Origin of the sequence: Streptomyces sp. NBC_01591 (assembly GCF_035918155.1) — a bacterium.
GTDB lineage: Bacteria > Actinomycetota > Actinomycetes > Streptomycetales > Streptomycetaceae > Streptomyces.
This window is the reverse complement of the sequence record NZ_CP109328.1, coordinates 723,727-740,364: the sequence shown is the minus strand read 5'-3', so window position 1 is coordinate 740,364 and position 16,638 is coordinate 723,727. Positions and strand designations below refer to the sequence as shown.

Genomic DNA, 16,638 nt, shown 5'->3' with positions numbered 1-16,638 from the left:
ATCACTGACCGATCGAGTAGCCGGGCATCGGGAGCTTGCCGCAGGCCGGCTGGATGGCGTCCCACGCGGAGGTGTTGAACGATTTCGCCGGGAAATTGAGGACGCCGCTCTTGGGGTCGGGGTCAGGGATGTCCGCGTAGCCGTTCTTCCGCGCGCACGCGACAAACGCGCGCCCTTGCTCGACGATTTTCTCGTTGCCCTTCTTCAGGGCCTGGTGGATGCCGGGGACCTTGGCGTCGCAAACCTTGCTCGCCGCGTCGAAGCCGTTGGCCGAGCCGGGACTGTCGACACCGGTTCCGGTGGCCGGGAAGGTGATGTTGCCGTCCTTGTCCTGCTCGACGCTGGTCTGCCCTTGCTTGTGCATGCAGTCCACCCAGGCCCGCCGGACCACGCTGTCGTCCTGAGGCTTGCTCTTCCCCGCGCCGTCGCCCCCGGCCACGTTGGGCGCCGTGCCCTGTGAGGAGCAGCCGGTCATCACCAGCGCCGCCGTCACGGCGGTCGCCGCCAGTACGGTCCGTACGGTCTTGGTATGCATTTCCCGCTCTCCCTGCTGGACGTCGACATTGACCTCCACCATTCCTACGGACCGACGAGTTATGCACGGGTGAGTGTGGGCCTAACCGCTGGCTAACGCCTGCCGAGGCATCGTTGACCAGGACAGGACAGGGCAGGGCGCAGAGCGCGGCGAGTGGAGTGGAACAGAATGCGAGTGCTGATCGTCGAGGACGAGGTGGACCTGGCCGCGATGCTCGCCGAGGGCCTGCGCGCCGAGGGCATGGTCTGCGAGGTCGCCCACGACGGCGCCCGCGCGCTCGAAATGACGGCCGCCGCCGAGTATGACGTCCTGCTCCTGGACCGGCACCTGCCCAACCTGAGCGGGGACGCCGTCTGCCGGGCCCTGAACACAGTCGGCTACCCGGCCAGAATCCTGATGCTCACCGCCGCCGGCGCCCTCGCCGACCTGGTCGACGGCCTCGGCCAGGGCGCCGACGACTACCTGGCCAAACCCTTCTCGTACCTGGAACTGATCGCCCGGCTGCGCGCGCTGGGCCGCCGCTCCCCTGCCGGCAGCAGCGCCACCGTGCTGAGCAGGCACGGCGTCAACCTGGACACCGTACGCAGGGTCGCCGAACGCGACGGCCGGCCACTGAAGCTGACACCCAAGGAGCTCGGAGTGCTGGAACTGCTGCTGGCCGCGGACGGCGCCCCGGTCCACACCGAGCAGCTGCGGGACAGCCTGTGGGACGCGGCGCTGGACCCGGCCACCACCGCCGTCCGGGTCACCGTCCACTCGCTGCGCCGCAAGCTCGGCGAACCGCCACTGATCACCAACGACCCCGGCTACGGGTACCGGCTGTGAACCGAGCCCGGGCCGGTCGCCGCCTCTCGCTGCACGGGCTGCCCCTGCGCGGCCGACTGACCCTGATGACCACGGCGGTCTTCGCAGTCCTCGGCTGCGGGCTGCTCCTGCTGAACTGGCTGAGCACCCGTCAACTCCTGAAGGACAACCGCCACCGCATTGTCCCCGCAGGCGTGCTGGCTCCCGCCCAGGCGGAGCCGAGCCCCACCGCCACCCCGCAAGGCTCCTCGATGCCCGCCGCGGTCGTCAGTCCCGCCCAGCGCTTCGAGGACTTTCAGCACACCGTCCTCAGTGACCTGCTGCTGCGCTCCCTGCTGTTGCTCGCCGTCTTCACCGCACTCGCCGCGCTGCTCGCCTGGTGGGGCAGCAGCCGCTCACTGCACCGCCTCAGCCAGGTCACTGCGGCGGCCCGGCGTATCAGCACCGGCAGCACCCTGGACGAACGGCTCGGCCTGACCGGCCCGCACGACGAGGTCCGCGAACTCGGCGACACCTTCGACGCCATGCTCGACCGCCTCGACCGCAGCTTCACCGCCCAGCGCCGCTTCACCTCCCACGCCTCGCACGAACTGCGCACCCCGCTCACCCTCCAGCGCACCGCTCTGGAGATCCCGCTGGCCCAAGGCCGGGTCCCGGCCGACCTGAGACCCGCCGTCCAGCGTGCGCTGGACGCCAACGCCCGCAGTGAACGCCTGATCGCGGCACTGCTGACACTGGCACGTGGCGAGAGCGCACAGCCGACGCCGCATCCGGTCGACCTCGAGGACGCCGCCAGGGACGCCTTGGCGGACCTGGCCGACGAGGCCCGGACGGCGGGCATCCGGATCACCGCCGACCCGGAGCCCGCCCCGGTCGCGGGCGACCCCTCACTGCTCCGGCAGATTGCATTGAACCTGCTGGCCAACGCTGTGCGGCACAACCACCGTGACGGCGCGGTGACGGTGACCACCGGCGCCGCCGGCGGCCTTGCCTTCATCGAGGTCGGCAACACCGGCCCGGTGCTGGACCCGGACGAAATTCCCACGCTCTTCGAACCGTTCCAGCGCGGTCGGGAACACCGGAGCGACGGGTCCGGGCTGGGACTGGCCGTGGTCCGGGCGATCACCCTGACCCACCACGGCGAGCTCACCGCCACCCCCCGCCCCGGCGGCGGCCTCACCGTCCGAGTCGAACTGCCCACCGCTCCCCCGGAACAGGCCCCACAGAGCCCAGCCTCTGAGAGGTCATTCTGAGCCGGTATGGCGGTCTTGTGGTCGCCTGATCGTGTGGGTTTGGGCGGTTCGGGCCGGTCGGGCTGCTTGGTCCTGTTGGGCTGTCTGGGTGAGTGACCGCAAGCCTTACAAGAGCGACCTGTCCGATGAGCGGTGGGCGCTGATCGAGCCGGTGATCTCGGCGTGGAAGGCCGACCACCCGTCCCCGACGGGGCATCAGGGTCGGTACGAGATGCGGGAGATCGTCAACGCGATCCTGTACCAGGGCAGGACCGGCTGCCAGTGGGACTACCTCCCGCACGACCTGCCGCCGAAGTCGGCCGTCTACTACTACTTCGCGGCCTGGCGCGACGACGGCACGGACGTGAAGATCAACGACCTGCTGCGCTGGCAGGTCCGCGAGAAGGCCGGGCGGTCGGAGGACCCGAGCCTGGTCGTGATCGACACGCAGAGCGTCCACGCGGCGGTGAACGTGCCCACCACCACGACCGGGAAGGGCGCGGCCAAGAGGGTGCCGGGCCGCAAGCGCGGGCTGGCGGTGGACGTCCTCGGCCTGGTCATCGCCGTGACCGTGCTGGCTGCCAGCGCCCACGACAACGCGTTCGGCATCGCGCTCCTCGGCCAGGTCGCCCCCATCGGCACTATCAAGAAGGCGCTGGTGGACCAGGGCTTCAAGAAGACCGTCGTCGAGCACGGCACCACGGTTGGCATCGACGTCGAGATCGTCGAACGCAACCCAACCGACAGGGGCGTCGGTTTTGTCCCGCAGGCCAAGAGGTGGATCGTGGAGCAGACGCTCGGCATCCTCATGCTGTTTCGGCGGCTCGTGCGGGACTACGAGAGCAGGCCGAAGTCCTCGGAGTCCAGGGTGCGCTGGGCAATGATCGACGTGATAGCGCGCCGCCTCACTGGCCAGACCACGCCCACCTGGCGCGGGTGAAGGCATGGATGACCAGGTCACGCCGCTTCTGGAGCGGATCGACGCACGCGAACGCGAGCTCGTCGGCGATGCAGTGCAGATCCGTGCGCAGATGGACGAGCTCGCCGTGCGCCTGCGTGAACTCGACGAGGAGATCGAGAGCCTGGCGGTGACCCGTAAGACGCTCCTCGCCCTCCCGCCGGCGACCCCGGAGCCAGCCGAGGAGCCGCCTGTCCTGCCGGCCCACCCGGCCTACCAGCAGATCCTCGACGTCTTCGTCGACGCTGCTGGACCGATGCGTGCCCGCGACCTGTGCCAGGCCCTGGACCTCCCGCTCAAGCCGAAGAACATCGAGAGCACTCGGCACAAGCTCAAGCGCCTGGTCAGCCTGGGCGTCCTCGCCGAGACCGAACCGGGCCTGTTCTTCCAGCGCCGCCCGTAGCAGCCCTCCGTTCCAGGTCACCCGTCCGTCACGGCTGCCGCACTCGCCATCCGGCTCACGACGCTAGTGACCCGTCATGCGGAGCCACTGCATCGTTGTGACGAGCTCTTCGCCGAAGTCCTCGCAGAGCGCGAGCAACTCGCGACCCGTGGACGAGTCGAGCAGCCCTGCGGAATCGGGGAGAACCCCGAGAGCACCATGGCAGGCGGTCTCGACGGCGATGTGGCGCGACGCGAAATAGCCCTCGCTCGCCCGGTCCGCCAGGTTGGCGAGGTACTGGCGGTGGGCTTCCTCCGCGGGGTGAGAGTAGAAGGAGCCCTCGACGAGACCGTCAAGGTAGTTCGCCAGGCCGGCCGAGGCTTCGACCACTCGCTCGACTTCGTCCACGCCAGCCTTGTCCAGCAGTTCGCCGAAGGTCAGCAGGTTGCTGATGGTCTCCAACTGGAAGAGCTGGACCGTGGCCGGGTCGACTTCAGACGTGAAGAGCGGGGCCCTGCACAGCTCGGCGATTGCTCGCCGGTATGCGCGATCCGACTGTTCACCAGCGGGTGATGCTGCCAGTCGGAACAGCGACTCCAGCACGGACTGGTCGACGCCCCACTCTGCATCCAATTCGAACGCGAGTATCGGCGCGCGCCACCGCCACAGGGCCAGGACGGCCGCCTGACGCTGGTGAACGGGCTTCAGGTCCGCCAATCGCTCGATCCGTACCACGTTCTTGAGTCAGCCCTTCTGATCTACCGTCCCCGCCCGCCCCCTTTACCTCGGGACACTGTAGAAGCCGCCGAAGGACCACGTGACCGCCAGGACGGTGCCTGGCACAAGCCAACTGCGGGAATCGGTCATACCGGTTCAGAATGCCCTCTCACTCCCCTGACCAAGTAATCCTCACCCAGTGACCAGCTAATCCTCACGACTTGTCCAACACCATCGCCCGGCCACCAACGCTCAACACCCCATGAAACAAACCGAATCAGCCCGGTCCACAGCACCCAGGACCGGACACCGAACCGAGAACCACCCCAGACAAGGAAGCGAAGACTCCAAGGGAGGCTCCAAGTAGGCAACGGGTCGTACACAGAGACGTCGTGGAGTCCACGGCTTCCCCATTCACTTGCCGGCCCGGCAGGTGGGCCGGGAGGCGAGTGCAGCGCGGATGCGCTGCACCTGGCTCTACGAGGGGTCAGAGGACCTCGGACACCCTCGGACAGAATTTTTCCTGATGCCCCGCCGCTCCGGATCAAAATCTGGAAAGCGCAGCAGGTGGAAGCGCAGGCCGATGGCCCTACATCTCGAGCCCGAGCACCTACGGCAACGCTTGCGGCTGAGGTCGGGGTGGTCTGCTCGTACAGACCACCCAGGCATGGCGCCGGGTCGGCCACCGCGCGCTCGCCGTGTGCCCACACCTCGGCGGCCGCGGTTCGGACAGGTAGGCCGGGGCGACTTCGAGCATCAGCTCCCCGATCGCGTAGGTGCTGGCGGCGAGGTCGTCGACGACGCGGCGCTGCGCGGCGAGAGCGGGATCTGCCGGCGGATCGGCGGCAGGCAGGGGCTGGGTCCGGGGCGGATGTCGCGGACGGCCTGGCGGACCGCGGCGCGCACCGTCGGCTCATCGGTGGTCGGCGCTTTCTGACGGCGCGCCCGGCCGGCCCCCTACGGGCCTGAGCAACCGGCAGCCTGAACCGGTCGGCCGGCAGCCGTCCCGCTTCGCGTCGTCCCGGACTTGGATGGCCTAATCATCAGGATGCTCTGTGTATCTTTTGCTGTGAATGGCGGCGAACGGACAGGGAGGTGTCGCGGATGGTGCGTCTGTCCCGGGCTCAGCAGCAGGAGCGCACGCAAAGGTGGACGAGATCGCCGAGCAGGCCGAGCTGACGCGTGGCGCGGTGTACTCGAACTTCCCGGGCAAAACGCGCTCTCTATCTGGCGGTGCTGGTCGACATGGTCGAGCGTGCCGCCACGGCTGAGCACAGTGGCACCGCGGAGCGGAGCAGCGCGACGGAGCGGAACGGCGCGACGGAGCGGAACGCCATCGCGGAGTCTGACACCACCAGCGCGGTCCCGCAGCCTCCGACACCGTCTGCGGGATCCATCGCCCACGCGTTGGGCGCATTCGCCCGGACCTGGCTCGAACGAATGCCCCTGGCCGACGGCACCCCCTCCTGGGGCCGGGTGCATCTCCGCTCGCCGGTCGGGGTTCTCGACGCCGAGCCGATCCGCGACGCGTTCGGACAGGTGGCCCACCTCGAGGCTCTGCTGCTGGCACTCACGCTCGAGTCGCACGCGCCCGCCGACGTCCCGTCCGTGCGTCAAGTCCGGCGGGCCCAGCTGGTCCTGAGGCTGCTGGAGGGCCCGGGTGCCTCGGCGGATCCGGCGCTCGGCTTCGGCGACCCCTTCGACATCGTTCAAGCCTGCGCGCATCTGGGCGGGCTCACCCTCGCCGACACCTGGAACCCTCCGCACCTGCCCTACGTCCCGTCGGCCCGAGCCTGCCGGGACCGCTGGTCCCCGCCGCAGGAGCTGCCGGATCTCATCACGCACCGCCCCGTCGGCTTCGCCGAGGACGGGGTGATCACGCTCCTCGGCACCAATCGCCTGAAAGCCGCCGAGGGGGCTGCCCGCGCCGCACGGACCGGCGACCGGATCACCGTGGTCGTCACGACGGCGGACCCGGCCGAGACCGGCCGCCTCGTGCAGCTGAGGGCCGGTGACTTCGCCCGGTGCCTGCGGCGCGTGTTCGAACCCGGCGCCTGGCCACGCCTCCGCCTCGCCCTGGACGAGCGCGGTCTGCTGGCTTCGGCCGTCGGCGTACCGGATGCCGACGACGCAACCCAGTACGCGGTACGCGTGCAGCACGGCACGATCGTCGCCCGAGCCCAAGGACCCGGTGCCGCCCATGGACCGGCCACCTTCGATCTCACGACCGCAGATGTCTCCCACACCACATTTGATGGGGCCGCGCCATGACCCAGCCTGTTTCGTCCCACGCGACCAGCACCGACCTCCTGGTGCTTCACACCCTCCGCTGCATCGGCTTCTCCGGTCTCTCCGGGGTGGCCAGGGCGTCGGGACTCCCCGAGTCCGACGTCGAATCGGAACTGATCGACCTCGCCGTGGCCGGACTCGTCACCCATGCCGCGGGCGACTTCGGCGGATGGGGCCTTACGGAGGAGGGCCGAGCCGCGGACGCCGAGCGGATCGCCGACGAGTTGGAGGAAGCCGGAGCCCGGGCCCGACTGACCGCAGCGTTCGACCGGTTCCTGGTGCTCAACCCCGAGCTGCTAGATCTCTGCACGGCGTGGCAGACCCGCACCGCAGACGGCCCCATGACGATGAACGACCACAGCGACCCCTCCTACGACGCCCGGGTGCTCGACCGGTTCACGGAGTTCCACCAGCGTGCCGAGCCCCTCTGCGCCGAACTGTCCGCGGCGCTGCTCCGCTTCCAGCGCTACCCCGTCCGGCTCGCCGACGCGCTCGCCCGGGCGAGGGTCGGCGCTCTGGAGTACGTGACGGACAGCACGTCCTCATATCACACCGTGTGGTTCCAGCTGCACGAGGACCTGCTGGCCACCCTCGGCATCCCGCGCCATTGAATCCGCCGCCCGCCACCCCGCGCATGGCGCAGGACCCGCAGCCGAATCAGCAAAGGCGACGCAGAGATGACCACGCGATGACCTGGATTCACCCTATTTCGGCTGAGGTCGAGGAGACGGCGGAAGTCCTCGGCAGCAAGGCACTTGGTCTCGTCGTGCTCCGCCGTCTGGGACTGCCCGTGCCGCCGGGCTTCGTCATCAGTACGGAGGCGTGCCGCGCCTTCCTCCGTACCGGACGGCTGCCCAGCGGCCTTGACACCGAAATGGCGGCCGCCGTCGCCGGTCTCGAAGCCGCCACGCAACGCAGACTCGGCGGTCCACGGCGGCCGCTTGCGGTGTCCGTTCGCTCCGGCGGCAGCGTGTCGATGCCCGGCATGATGAGCACCGTCCTCAACCTCGGGCTTACCACCGAGGCGACCACCACCCTGGCCGACGAGACGGGCGACCTGCGGTTCGCACTCGACTCGCGGCTGAGGTTTCTGACCAGCTTCGCCTCCGAGGTCGCCGGCGTGGGCCCGGAGAGCCTAGCGGTCATCGACCGTGCGCTCGCCGGGCAGGACACCGACACGAGCCGCCTCGCCGAGGCGATCCAAGACGTCGAGCAGCTCATCGCAGAACGCACCGGCGACAGCGTGCCCGAGGACGCCACCCGCCAGTTGGAGCTCGCCGTCGAGGCCGTGTTCTCGTCGTGGAACACACCGCGCGCGAAGACCTACCGCGAACTGCACGGCATTCCGCACGACCTCGGCACCGCCGTGACCGTACAGGCGATGGTGTTCGGCAATCGTGACCACCGCAGCGGGACGGGCGTCGCGTTCAGCCGTGATCCCAACACCGGCGAGCATGTCCCCTTCGGTGAGGCCCTGTTCGGCCGCCAAGGCGAAGACATCGTCTCGGGCTCGTCACTGACCGAGCCCCTGAGCGAACTGGCCGACCGGGAACCCGAGGTGTGGACCCGCCTGCTGTCCGCCCTGACCCGGCTCGAGGAGAACTACCGCGACGCGTGTTACGTCGAGTTCACCTTCGAGGCGGGCGAACTGTGGATCCTGCAGGTGCGCCGCGGGCGGTTCGTCGGGCGCGCCGCAGTCCGGGTCGCGGTCGACCTGGCCGACGCGGGAACGATCGGGCGCGACGAGGCGCTGCTCCGCGTTTCACCGCAGCACCTCACCCACGTACGTACGCCTCGGATCACGGCGATCGAACCCCGCGACCTGTTCACCCGAGGGCTGGGCGCCTCCCCGGGGGTCGCTGTCGGCCAAGTGGCGACCACTGCCGACAGCGCGGCCCGGCTCGCCGCGGGAGGGCCGGTCGTCCTGCTGCGCCCCGAAACCTCCCCGCTCGACATGCACGGCCTGGCCGCTGCCGCCGGGGTGGTCACCGCTCGCGGCGGCCCGACGAGTCATGCGGCCGTGGTGGCGCGGTCGATGGGGAAACCCGCCGTCGTGGGTGCCGCGAACCTCACCGTCGACGCCGCCGACGGCTGCGTCCGGGCAGGCGGACGCACCCTGCCCGAAGGCACCCTCATCGCCGTTGACGGAACGGGCGGAGAGGTCGTCGTCGGCGAGCCCCGCATCGCCGCGTCCTCGACCGACCCACAGCTGCACCGGCTGCTGGGTTGGGCCGACGACATCGCGGGCGACAGGACCACGGGCCGCAACGAATCCGAACGCCTCACCTCGGCACAGGCCGTCCTCCGGCGGACCGGCGACGGACCGGAGAGCTGACGGCGTTGATGCGGGGCGCGCGAGACCGGTCGGCGTGAACCCTTGAACTGGCGGGCCAGCGCGAGCGCCTTCTCAAGTTCGGGCCGTACCTTGATCCGGGTGCTGATCTGCTCGGAGGAAACCTTGTGGCATTCCGCCCGCCGCAGGGCTTCGAGCTGACTCGCCAGCTCCTGCCGGGCGGTCGACGTCCTCGCGTACCCGATCCGGATCGGCCGCTCGGTGCGCGGTGCGGGCACGACGGCGAGCGCGGGGCCTGCTTCCCGAAAAGGCTGTTGTCGACGACTTCGGTCAAGGCTGTGGCCGATCTGTGCCAGTGGCGCTCCTGGGCACCGAAAGTCAAGCTGAGGCCGGGGCCTGTTCCTCATCGGTGTGCTCTGCCGCTGATCGCGGTCGCACTCGCCGTGCTTGTCGTGGCGCCGCGACGTGTGAGCGTACCCCCCAGGACTCGCACGTCGCGCCCTGGAGGATGCACGCTCAGGGGCGAGGCCTCGGCAGCTTGTCGCAGCACTGATGCCGGTCTCTCGGGCGGCCTCGCGGGCCGGGTCGCGGTAGTGCCCGAGGCGCGCGGCCGGGTCGTGCGCGAGCCAGGCGCCAACATCGGCCTGGACGTACCCGCCCGCTCGGCGGGTGAGTTCGTCCTGGCCGAACTCGCCGCCGACGACGCGGCCGCCGCCGCCCGCGAAGCCGAGCTGCGCCAAGCCGCCCGCATCGCGGCCCGCGGTCGTCGTCGGCCAGGTGCTCGTGCCGGGAGTCCTGCCGCGCGTCGAACCGGGCGTCCTCGCGGACCGCCGCGACGGCGTCGGCGTCCATGCCCTTCGCGCGGCGGCGCACCCAGCGCCGGCCGATGCGGGCGGGGTCGACCGGCTCGCGGGGCGCGGCGCGCACCGGCGAGGAGTGACCGCCGGTACGGCAGCTCCGATCACACCGTGTCTCCCAGGAACGGGAGCACTCGGGGTCAATCGTTGCGGGCGAGGGCGTGACGGGCTGAACATCCGGCGGGAGAATGACACGCCGATCTCCCAACGCCGTAGAGAGGTCGGGGTCAATCAGTGGCCACGGCGACCGCGATCGCGATCATCGTGGCGAGGACGGCCAGTCCGCCGAGGAGGAACAGGCCCAGGCCCGCGCAGTTCGCGGCGAAGCTGCCTGCCGCGCGCCAGCCCTGGGGGGAGAGGCCGGCGATGCGGCGGGAGGGGGTTCTGGTGTACGGGGGGTTCTCGGCGTACGCGGGGCTCCTGCCGTACAGGGCATCGGCGTCGTGCACGGGGCTTTCGTCGTATGCGGGGCCTTCGGCTCCCCGCGCGGGGTCTCCCGCGTGTTTCTCGGCCAGTTCCCGCCCCTGCTGCTGGTACGCCAGGACGATCCCCGCCCAGCGGTCCGGCATCCGGGACGCGCCCGCTCGGCCCATCGCCTCCGCCCGCTCCCGCAGCTCCCCCGGACGCGGCCGGTCCGCCGGATCGGCCGCGAGGCACGCTGACACCAGCCCGAGCAGCGGCTCCGGTACTCCTGAGGTGTCAACAGCACCGCGTGCCACGAGCCCCAGCAGCCGTATGGGATCGCCGATGTCGGGGTAGGGCGCCCGGCCGGTCGCCAGGGTGCACAGCGTCGCGCCGAGCGCGTACACGTCCCCCGCCGGAGTCGCCGGTTCGCCGCGCGCCTGCTCCGGGGCTATGTACGCGAGCGTGCCCAGCGTCAGCCGCGTCCGGGTCAGATCGGTGGCGTGCGAGATACCGAAGTCGATGACCTTGACGCCGTCGGCCGGCAGCAGGATGTTCTGCGGTTTGAGGTCGCGGTGGACCACACCGGCCGCGTGTAGCGCCGTCAGAGCCGTCGCGCATTCGGCGGCCAGCCAGGCGGCGGTCACGGCGTCCACGGGCCCGCCTCGGGCGACAAGTTCGCCGAGGGAGGGCGCTGGTATGTACTCCGTCGCCAGCCACGGCCGCCGCGCCTCAGGGGCCGCGTCCAGCAGCCGGGCCGTATGCCGTCCCGGCACCCGCCGGGCCAGGGCCGCCTCCCGCGCGAACCGCTGCCGATCGGCGTCGCCAATCTCGTTCTCTGCCAGCAGCGTCTTGACCGCCGCCAGTTCGCCCGTGACGGAGTGCACGGCGAGGTAGACGCGTCCCATACCGCCGACGGCGAGCCGGCCCACCAGCCGGTACGGTCCGAGGTCCGGCGGATCGGACCGGTGCAGCGGGCTCGGGATCACGCCAGGGCCAGACACAGCAGGCGCCCCCGTTCGGTGAACCGGTACTGCACGACGGCCTCTTCGGGGCAGCCCCGCTCGACCTGCGCGGAGGTGACCACCCGCAGCACCGCCCGCCCCCGGGGAGGCGTGCCGGAGCAGTCGACGGTGGTGGCGAAGACGGTGTCCCCGATGATCGGCGTGACCTGGAGGACGGCGTTGCCCATCGGCTCAGGCCCGAGCACGCACTCCCCGTCGGTGAACCTGCGCTCCAGACACAGGCTGACCATGCCCGCGCCGCTTTGTCGCGTCCACGCCATCGCCCCGTCACCGCCCATGCACCGCTCGACGAGCCCGCCCTTCTCCCGCGCGATCACCCTCCACGGCGCATTGGTCGCGGTGCGGCAGTCGGCGGTCCGGGGTGCCTCGTCCGTCCAGCCGTGTTCGAGGTCGAGGCCGGTGGTGACGCAGTCGCCGGTCGCCACGGCGTCGAAGGCGCGGTCGGTGGCGTCCGAGTTGTCCGCCTGGCTGTACTGGTAGTAGACGTACGCGGCGCCGCCGGCGAGGAGCAGGAGGAAGGAGGCCATGACGGCCTGTACGGAGCGGACCAGGAGACGGGCACCTCCGCTGGTGCCGGGGTGGTCGGCGGGTGTGGGGGTGGCGGCTTTTGTACGGGAGGGGGCTTCGGCCTCCGCTGCGACTCCCGTACGGGACGGCCCTTCGGCCTCCGTACGCGCCGGGTCCCCGTGCGCGGTCTCGGTCTCGGGCGCCTCCCGGAGTACCTGCGTCGCCGCCGTCCCGTCCTGCGTCTTTTCGCGCAGCACCCGCGTCCGTGCCTCATCCTCCGGCGCCTCGGCACGCGGGTCGGCGGTCAGGGCGCGGCCCTGACGTGCGTAACCCTCGATCAGCCGCGTCCACGGCGTCGGCAGCCATCCGCCCGCGTCCGGCGCCGTCGGCATCTCGGCCAGCTCGAAGGCGAACCGCTCCAGCAGTTCCTCCGCGCTCGGCCGGTCCTCCGGCGACAGCGCAAGGCAGGCGCGGACCACCGGCCCGAGTTCGTCCGGCAGCCCGGCCAGATCTGTGTCCGCCTCCGCCACGTACGTCAGCAGGAGCAGCATCTCGGTATCGGGCGGATAAGGGGAGCGCCCGACGGCGAGGTGGAAGAGGGTGGCGCCGAGCGAGTACACGTCGGACGCTGCGGTGGAGGGCTCACCGCGCGCCTGTTCGGGGGACGTGAACGCGATGGTGCCCAGGGTGAGCTGGGTACGCGTCAGATCCGCCGCGTGCGAGATTCCGAAGTCGATGAGGCGTGGACCGGAGAGCTCCAGCAGCAGGTTCTGCGGTTTGACGTCCCGGTGCACGATGTCCTGCCGGTGCAGTTCCACCAACGCCTCCAGCGCGCCGCGCGTCACCCAGCGGGCGGCCGTCCCGGTCAACGGCCCGGCGCGGCGCACGAGTTCGGAGACAGACGGCGCGGGCACGTACTCCGTCGCCATCCACGGCCGCTCCGCCTCCGGATCGGCGTCCAGCACCCGGGCGGTGCGCACTCCCTCCGCGCGCCGAGCAACCTTCACCTCGCGTGCGAACCGCCGCCGGTCCACATCACCGATGTACCCCTCGGCAAGAAGCGTCTTGACCGCAGCCAGCGATCCGTCACCTCGCGACCGGGCGAGGTAGATCCGCCCCATACCGCCTGCCGCGAGCCGTCCGAGCAGCGTGTACGTGCCGAGGTCCGTCGGATCGCCCTCTTCCAGCGGCTGGATCCTCGCCCCACGGCCGGCCCCGAACGTCTCTCCCCCAGCGGTCAACGCCAGCCTCCCCCAGCTCCCCGTTTGCGGTCAGCCCCATGGTCGACCCCGCAGTGTAGCCAGGGGCCCTCATCCAGCAAAGTGGTCCGCGATCACGGCCGGCATCGCCCGCCGCTCCCGTACCAGCAGACGCCGACGCCTTGCGCACCCGTTCCGTGACCGAACCGGGCTCTCGGAGGCACCATACGCCTCAGACGGAAGCCGGCACGGGGCACGCAACCTGTGCCGACAAACGGCGCAGCGCGGCTTCGGCGAGCAGGGCGGCAGAGGCGAGAGCCACCAGCGGCTGCAGAGGCGCCCAGTAGCTGAGCGCCCCGGAGGCACCGAGCAGCAGCAGGACGACTTTGTTGCAGACCGGGTTTTCGGTGAGGAGTTCAAGCAGTTCGGGCTCGTCGTTGGCGACGCGTCGCGACAGCAGCCGGCGGCCGCTCTCGTCGAGTTGCGTCCCTCTCCGGAGATTGCCATAAACGGAACAAAGCGATCGTGGCAACAGATGCCATTTATAAGGCTCATGACGCACGATTAGGGAATCACTCGCATCTTGCGTACTTCGTACTGGCAGTCTGGGCTGTGCGTGCTTTCCAGGATCCGGAGCCGTACGCAAGGCCGGGCGCCCCTGGCAAGCACGGCACGCGCACGGTCTCCCGCCGTGCCCCTGCACCGAGCCGGGTCGTTCTCCCACCATGAAGACGATCACGCGCGTGCAAGGCCCGGGGCTGGTACCGGCGGCCCGGTCCACCTCCTCGGGTGTCGACGCGGAGGCAGCTCGGTGTTTGACGAAGACGGTGGAGTTCGCCGTCGAGTCGCAGACCAGCGACGGGGCCTGGTGCTTCCCGTCGGAGCCGCGCGTTCTGGAGAACGCCGTCGTCGCCTGCTCCCTGGCGGGCGTAAAGGAGGCGCGGGCCGCTCGGGAAAGGGCGGTGCGCTGGCTGGAGGGCGCCGCCCCGCAGCAGCACGACCCATTTGTGGCAGCCGCCGATCGATGGCTCGTTGAGCTCACCCGTACGGGTTCCACCGCGAAGACGGTCGTCCCGTCCCTGCCGGTCAGCGAAGGACCGCATGCCCGACGCGCCCTCTACCTCCATGCGCTCGGCTGCGCCGTCGCAGGCGCGGGGACGGATGCCCGCCTACTGCTGCAGCAGTCCCGAGCAGCCCTGGGCACTGATGGGGGTCGGCGGATCAAGCCCTGGCAGCGCACCATGCTCCTTGCCTTCGAGGCCATCGCCTGTTCCGTCCTCGGCATGCCGGTGCCCCCGCACACGCTGCAGGAATGGGAGCGCGCACAGTCCCCGGACGGATCCTTCTTCGGAATGCCCCTGGTAACGGGCATGCTGCACCTGGCCCTGCGCCGGATGGCCCCCGAGCATCACGTGACCCGCCGATGCCTCACCAGCCTCCTGGCGGGCCAGCAGCCCGACGGCACCTGGCGCTTCCTGGTCAGCGAGGTATGGGACACCGGTCTGCTCGTCCGCGCCCTGCGAGGCCACCCCCTCTTCCACACGGCCGCCCTGCCCGCCGCCCTGAAGTTCCTGGCCTCGGCCCAGAAGGAGGACGGCGGCTGGGCCTGCACCGCACCCCTCGACTCCGACAACGACACCACCGGCAACAGCCTCCTCGCACTGGCCGGCACCGACCGGGCCGGCCAGATCCGCCCCGCCGCCACCCACTACGCGCTACGGCACCAGACGCCCGAGGGCCTGTGGACCACATGGCACTCCAGCGACGACAGCCCAGCCCCCGACGTCGTGGCCCACATGGCCGCCGGCATCCACGCCGCCGCCCTGCCCGGCATCGACCTCGCACCGGCCCGAAGCTGGCTCGCCTCCCTGGCCACCGAAGGCGGCTGGAACTCCGACTGGTACATCCCGCCGGCCTACGGCGCCGCCGAGATCGGCGCGGCAATCGGCCGCCGACCGCAGCGCCGCGCCGCCGCCCGGGCACTCCTGGGCTCTCAGCGGAACGATGGCGGCTGGCCCCGCATCCCCGGCGAGCCGTACTCCAGCCCGACCGCCACCGGCCTGGCACTGACAGCCCTGACCACCAGCGGACTCGAACTGCCCGACGCTGCCCTCCGGCACGCGCTGCGCTTCCTCATCGACAACCAGAACGACGACGGCACCTGGAACGACCGCCCCGTCATGTACGGGCCGAGGCCCTTCCTCACCAGCACCACCACACAGGTCCACGCCCTCGCCGCACGCGGACTGCGCCACGCCCTCACCACCATCGAAAGCCGCGACGGAGCAACCCCATGACCCAGCCCCAGGCACCCACGGACACCCCGTCCGACGCCGCGGCGTACGCCCGCGGCCTCCTCGCCACCGTCCGACCGGGCGCCTGCGTCTTCGACTTCGACGGCACCCTGGTCGACACCAGCACCATCAACACCGACGCAGCCCGAGCCACCCTCGCCGACCTCGGCCTCACCGTCCCCGAACCCTGGCTCCGCCACGCCCCCCTGGCCGACCTCACCGCACTACGCCACCAGCTACAGACCGACCACGGCCTGCCCCTGCCCTGCACGGACGCCGAATTCGTGCACCGCGCCCGCGCCCACTGGCTCGCCCGCACCATCCTGGTCAAACCGGTCCCACGCGTAACCGCCCTCGCACGCCACCTGGCGGCGGCCGTACCCACGGCCGTGGCCTCGGCCAACGACGGCCACGTCGTACGGGCAGGACTCAATGCGGCCGGACTCGCCGGCCTCTTCCCCGTACTCGTCGCCCGCGAACACGTCACCCACCTCAAGCCCCACCCCGACGCCTACCTCCTCGCCGCCACCCAACTGAACCAGGCACCCCGCCGATGCCTCGCATTCGAGAACACCGACGAAGGCGTCACCGCAGCCCTCGCCGCCACCATGCCCGTGATCGACATCCGGCACAAAGCCTGGACCGTGCAGAACCCCTGAACCGGTACGTCGTCGGCGCATTGCCCGCTCCCGAACGTCGTGAGCGTGTCAAGGGCCGAGGCCCGGCGTAGCGCTCGTAGTCCCAGACCTCCTTCGCGGCGGGCCGGATCAGGGTGAACGTGCCGTCAGTCCTCCAGGCGGACCGGCATCAGGATCGAGAAGGAGACCTCATCGTCGGGCCGATGGATCACGATCGGCGCTGTGGGGGTGACACCCGGTATCACCGATGGGCTGCGGACTCCCGGACAGTCCGGCATCCGAGCACGCATCTGCGCACCGCGCGGAGGGCCCTGGTCTGGCGTGCGGGTTGTGCCGTAATTCCGGTGGTCTTGCTGTCTGTGGCCGTGTTGTGTGGCAGGGAAATCTGATCACACGCTATCGCCATTCGACCGCTTCTGATCATCTTGATCGTTCCGGGGAATTCTTCCCGTCCGGGCGGAGAAGGTGGGCGGGTAAGCACGTGATCACCTTTTGGAAGGGCCATT

At 70.5% G+C, this 16,638-nt stretch carries 14 protein-coding genes and 2 pseudogenes; 10 read left to right on the top strand and 6 right to left on the bottom strand.

Annotation, left to right across the window (positions count from 1 at the left end; genetic code table 11):
* Position 1: 1 nt before the first annotated feature.
* The gene (locus tag OG978_RS44585; RefSeq protein ID WP_326770780.1) at positions 2 to 535 is read right to left on the bottom strand and encodes a hypothetical protein; all 534 of its coding nucleotides are present in this window, start codon (positions 533 to 535) and stop codon (positions 2 to 4) included.
* Between the two features lie 168 nt (positions 536 to 703).
* Here OG978_RS44585 and OG978_RS44580 point away from each other — a divergent pair, with 168 nt between their 5' ends.
* From OG978_RS44580 to OG978_RS44565, 4 genes are all read left to right on the top strand, one after another.
* Entirely contained in the window at positions 704 to 1,360 is a 657-nt protein-coding gene (locus tag OG978_RS44580) for a response regulator transcription factor (protein WP_326770779.1), read from the top strand.
* On the top strand, positions 1,357 to 2,592 hold the full coding sequence (locus tag OG978_RS44575; RefSeq protein ID WP_326770778.1) for a sensor histidine kinase: 1,236 nt from the start codon (positions 1,357 to 1,359) through the stop codon (positions 2,590 to 2,592). The genes OG978_RS44580 and OG978_RS44575 overlap by 4 nt, the downstream gene beginning before the upstream one ends.
* 88 nt (positions 2,593 to 2,680) lie before the next feature.
* Positions 2,681 to 3,511 (top strand): IS5 family transposase, encoded by an 831-nt coding sequence (locus OG978_RS44570; protein WP_326770777.1) that lies wholly within the window; start codon positions 2,681 to 2,683, stop codon positions 3,509 to 3,511.
* Positions 3,512 to 3,515: 4 nt separating this feature from the next.
* The gene (locus OG978_RS44565; RefSeq protein WP_326770776.1) at positions 3,516 to 3,932 is read left to right on the top strand and encodes a hypothetical protein; all 417 of its coding nucleotides are present in this window, start codon (positions 3,516 to 3,518) and stop codon (positions 3,930 to 3,932) included.
* A 63-nt stretch (positions 3,933 to 3,995) separates the two neighbouring features.
* Here the strand turns inward: OG978_RS44565 and OG978_RS44560 are convergent, their stop codons facing one another.
* Positions 3,996 to 4,628 carry a hypothetical protein gene (locus tag OG978_RS44560; RefSeq protein WP_326770775.1) on the bottom strand — a complete coding sequence of 211 codons (633 nt, stop codon included), beginning with the start codon at positions 4,626 to 4,628 and terminating at the stop codon, positions 3,996 to 3,998.
* 700 nt (positions 4,629 to 5,328) lie between these two features.
* On the opposite strand from OG978_RS44560, the gene OG978_RS44555 reads away from it, so the two are divergent.
* The 4 genes and pseudogenes from OG978_RS44555 (at position 5,329) to OG978_RS44540 (ending at position 9,252) form a co-directional block, all read left to right on the top strand.
* Positions 5,329 to 5,565, top strand: a complete 237-nt coding sequence (locus tag OG978_RS44555; RefSeq protein WP_326770774.1) for a hypothetical protein — start codon at positions 5,329 to 5,331, stop codon at positions 5,563 to 5,565.
* A gap of 211 nt (positions 5,566 to 5,776) precedes the next feature.
* A pseudogene (locus OG978_RS48675) lies at positions 5,777 to 5,894 on the top strand (TetR family transcriptional regulator); the annotation flags it as partial.
* A gap of 1,001 nt (positions 5,895 to 6,895) precedes the next feature.
* Positions 6,896 to 7,528 carry a transcriptional regulator gene (locus tag OG978_RS44545; RefSeq protein ID WP_326770772.1) on the top strand — a complete coding sequence of 211 codons (633 nt, stop codon included), beginning with the start codon at positions 6,896 to 6,898 and terminating at the stop codon, positions 7,526 to 7,528.
* A 77-nt stretch (positions 7,529 to 7,605) separates the two neighbouring features.
* The gene (locus OG978_RS44540; RefSeq protein ID WP_326770771.1) at positions 7,606 to 9,252 is read left to right on the top strand and encodes a pyruvate, phosphate dikinase; all 1,647 of its coding nucleotides are present in this window, start codon (positions 7,606 to 7,608) and stop codon (positions 9,250 to 9,252) included.
* Between the two features lie 56 nt (positions 9,253 to 9,308).
* On the opposite strand, the pseudogene OG978_RS44535 reads toward OG978_RS44540, so the two are convergent.
* The 4 genes and pseudogenes from OG978_RS44535 to OG978_RS44520 all read right to left on the bottom strand — a co-directional run.
* Positions 9,309 to 9,617 (bottom strand): annotated as a pseudogene (locus OG978_RS44535) (recombinase family protein); the annotation flags it as partial.
* A 677-nt stretch (positions 9,618 to 10,294) separates the two neighbouring features.
* Complete coding sequence (locus OG978_RS44530; RefSeq protein ID WP_326770770.1) at positions 10,295 to 11,458, bottom strand: serine/threonine-protein kinase; 1,164 nt, start codon at positions 11,456 to 11,458, stop codon at positions 10,295 to 10,297.
* Entirely contained in the window at positions 11,455 to 13,242 is a 1,788-nt protein-coding gene (locus tag OG978_RS44525) for a serine/threonine protein kinase (RefSeq protein WP_326770769.1), read from the bottom strand. Before OG978_RS44525 ends, OG978_RS44530 begins: the two co-directional genes overlap by 4 nt.
* Positions 13,243 to 13,432: 190 nt before the next feature.
* Positions 13,433 to 13,762 carry a hypothetical protein gene (locus OG978_RS44520; RefSeq protein ID WP_326771093.1) on the bottom strand — a complete coding sequence of 110 codons (330 nt, stop codon included), beginning with the start codon at positions 13,760 to 13,762 and terminating at the stop codon, positions 13,433 to 13,435.
* Between the two features lie 253 nt (positions 13,763 to 14,015).
* Here OG978_RS44520 and OG978_RS44515 point away from each other — a divergent pair, with 253 nt between their 5' ends.
* Complete coding sequence (locus OG978_RS44515; RefSeq protein ID WP_326770768.1) at positions 14,016 to 15,497, top strand: prenyltransferase/squalene oxidase repeat-containing protein; 1,482 nt, start codon at positions 14,016 to 14,018, stop codon at positions 15,495 to 15,497.
* Entirely contained in the window at positions 15,494 to 16,153 is a 660-nt protein-coding gene (locus OG978_RS44510) for an HAD family hydrolase (protein ID WP_326770767.1), read from the top strand. Before OG978_RS44515 ends, OG978_RS44510 begins: the two co-directional genes overlap by 4 nt.
* Positions 16,154 to 16,638 lie beyond the last annotated feature (485 nt).

What these genes read in the sequence shown, in the direction of transcription:
- OG978_RS44580 (WP_326770779.1), top strand. Translation starts at nt 704, where the DNA reads ATGCGAGTGCTGATCGTCGAGGACGAGGTGGACCTGGCCGCGATGCTC.
- OG978_RS44545 (WP_326770772.1), top strand. Translation starts at nt 6,896, where the DNA reads ATGACCCAGCCTGTTTCGTCCCACGCGACCAGCACCGACCTCCTGGTG.
- OG978_RS44540 (WP_326770771.1), top strand. Translation starts at nt 7,606, where the DNA reads ATGACCTGGATTCACCCTATTTCGGCTGAGGTCGAGGAGACGGCGGAA.
- OG978_RS44510 (WP_326770767.1), top strand. Translation starts at nt 15,494, where the DNA reads ATGACCCAGCCCCAGGCACCCACGGACACCCCGTCCGACGCCGCGGCG.
- OG978_RS44585 (WP_326770780.1), bottom strand. Translation starts at nt 535, where the DNA reads ATGCATACCAAGACCGTACGGACCGTACTGGCGGCGACCGCCGTGACG.
- OG978_RS44565 (WP_326770776.1), top strand. Translation starts at nt 3,516, where the DNA reads ATGGATGACCAGGTCACGCCGCTTCTGGAGCGGATCGACGCACGCGAA.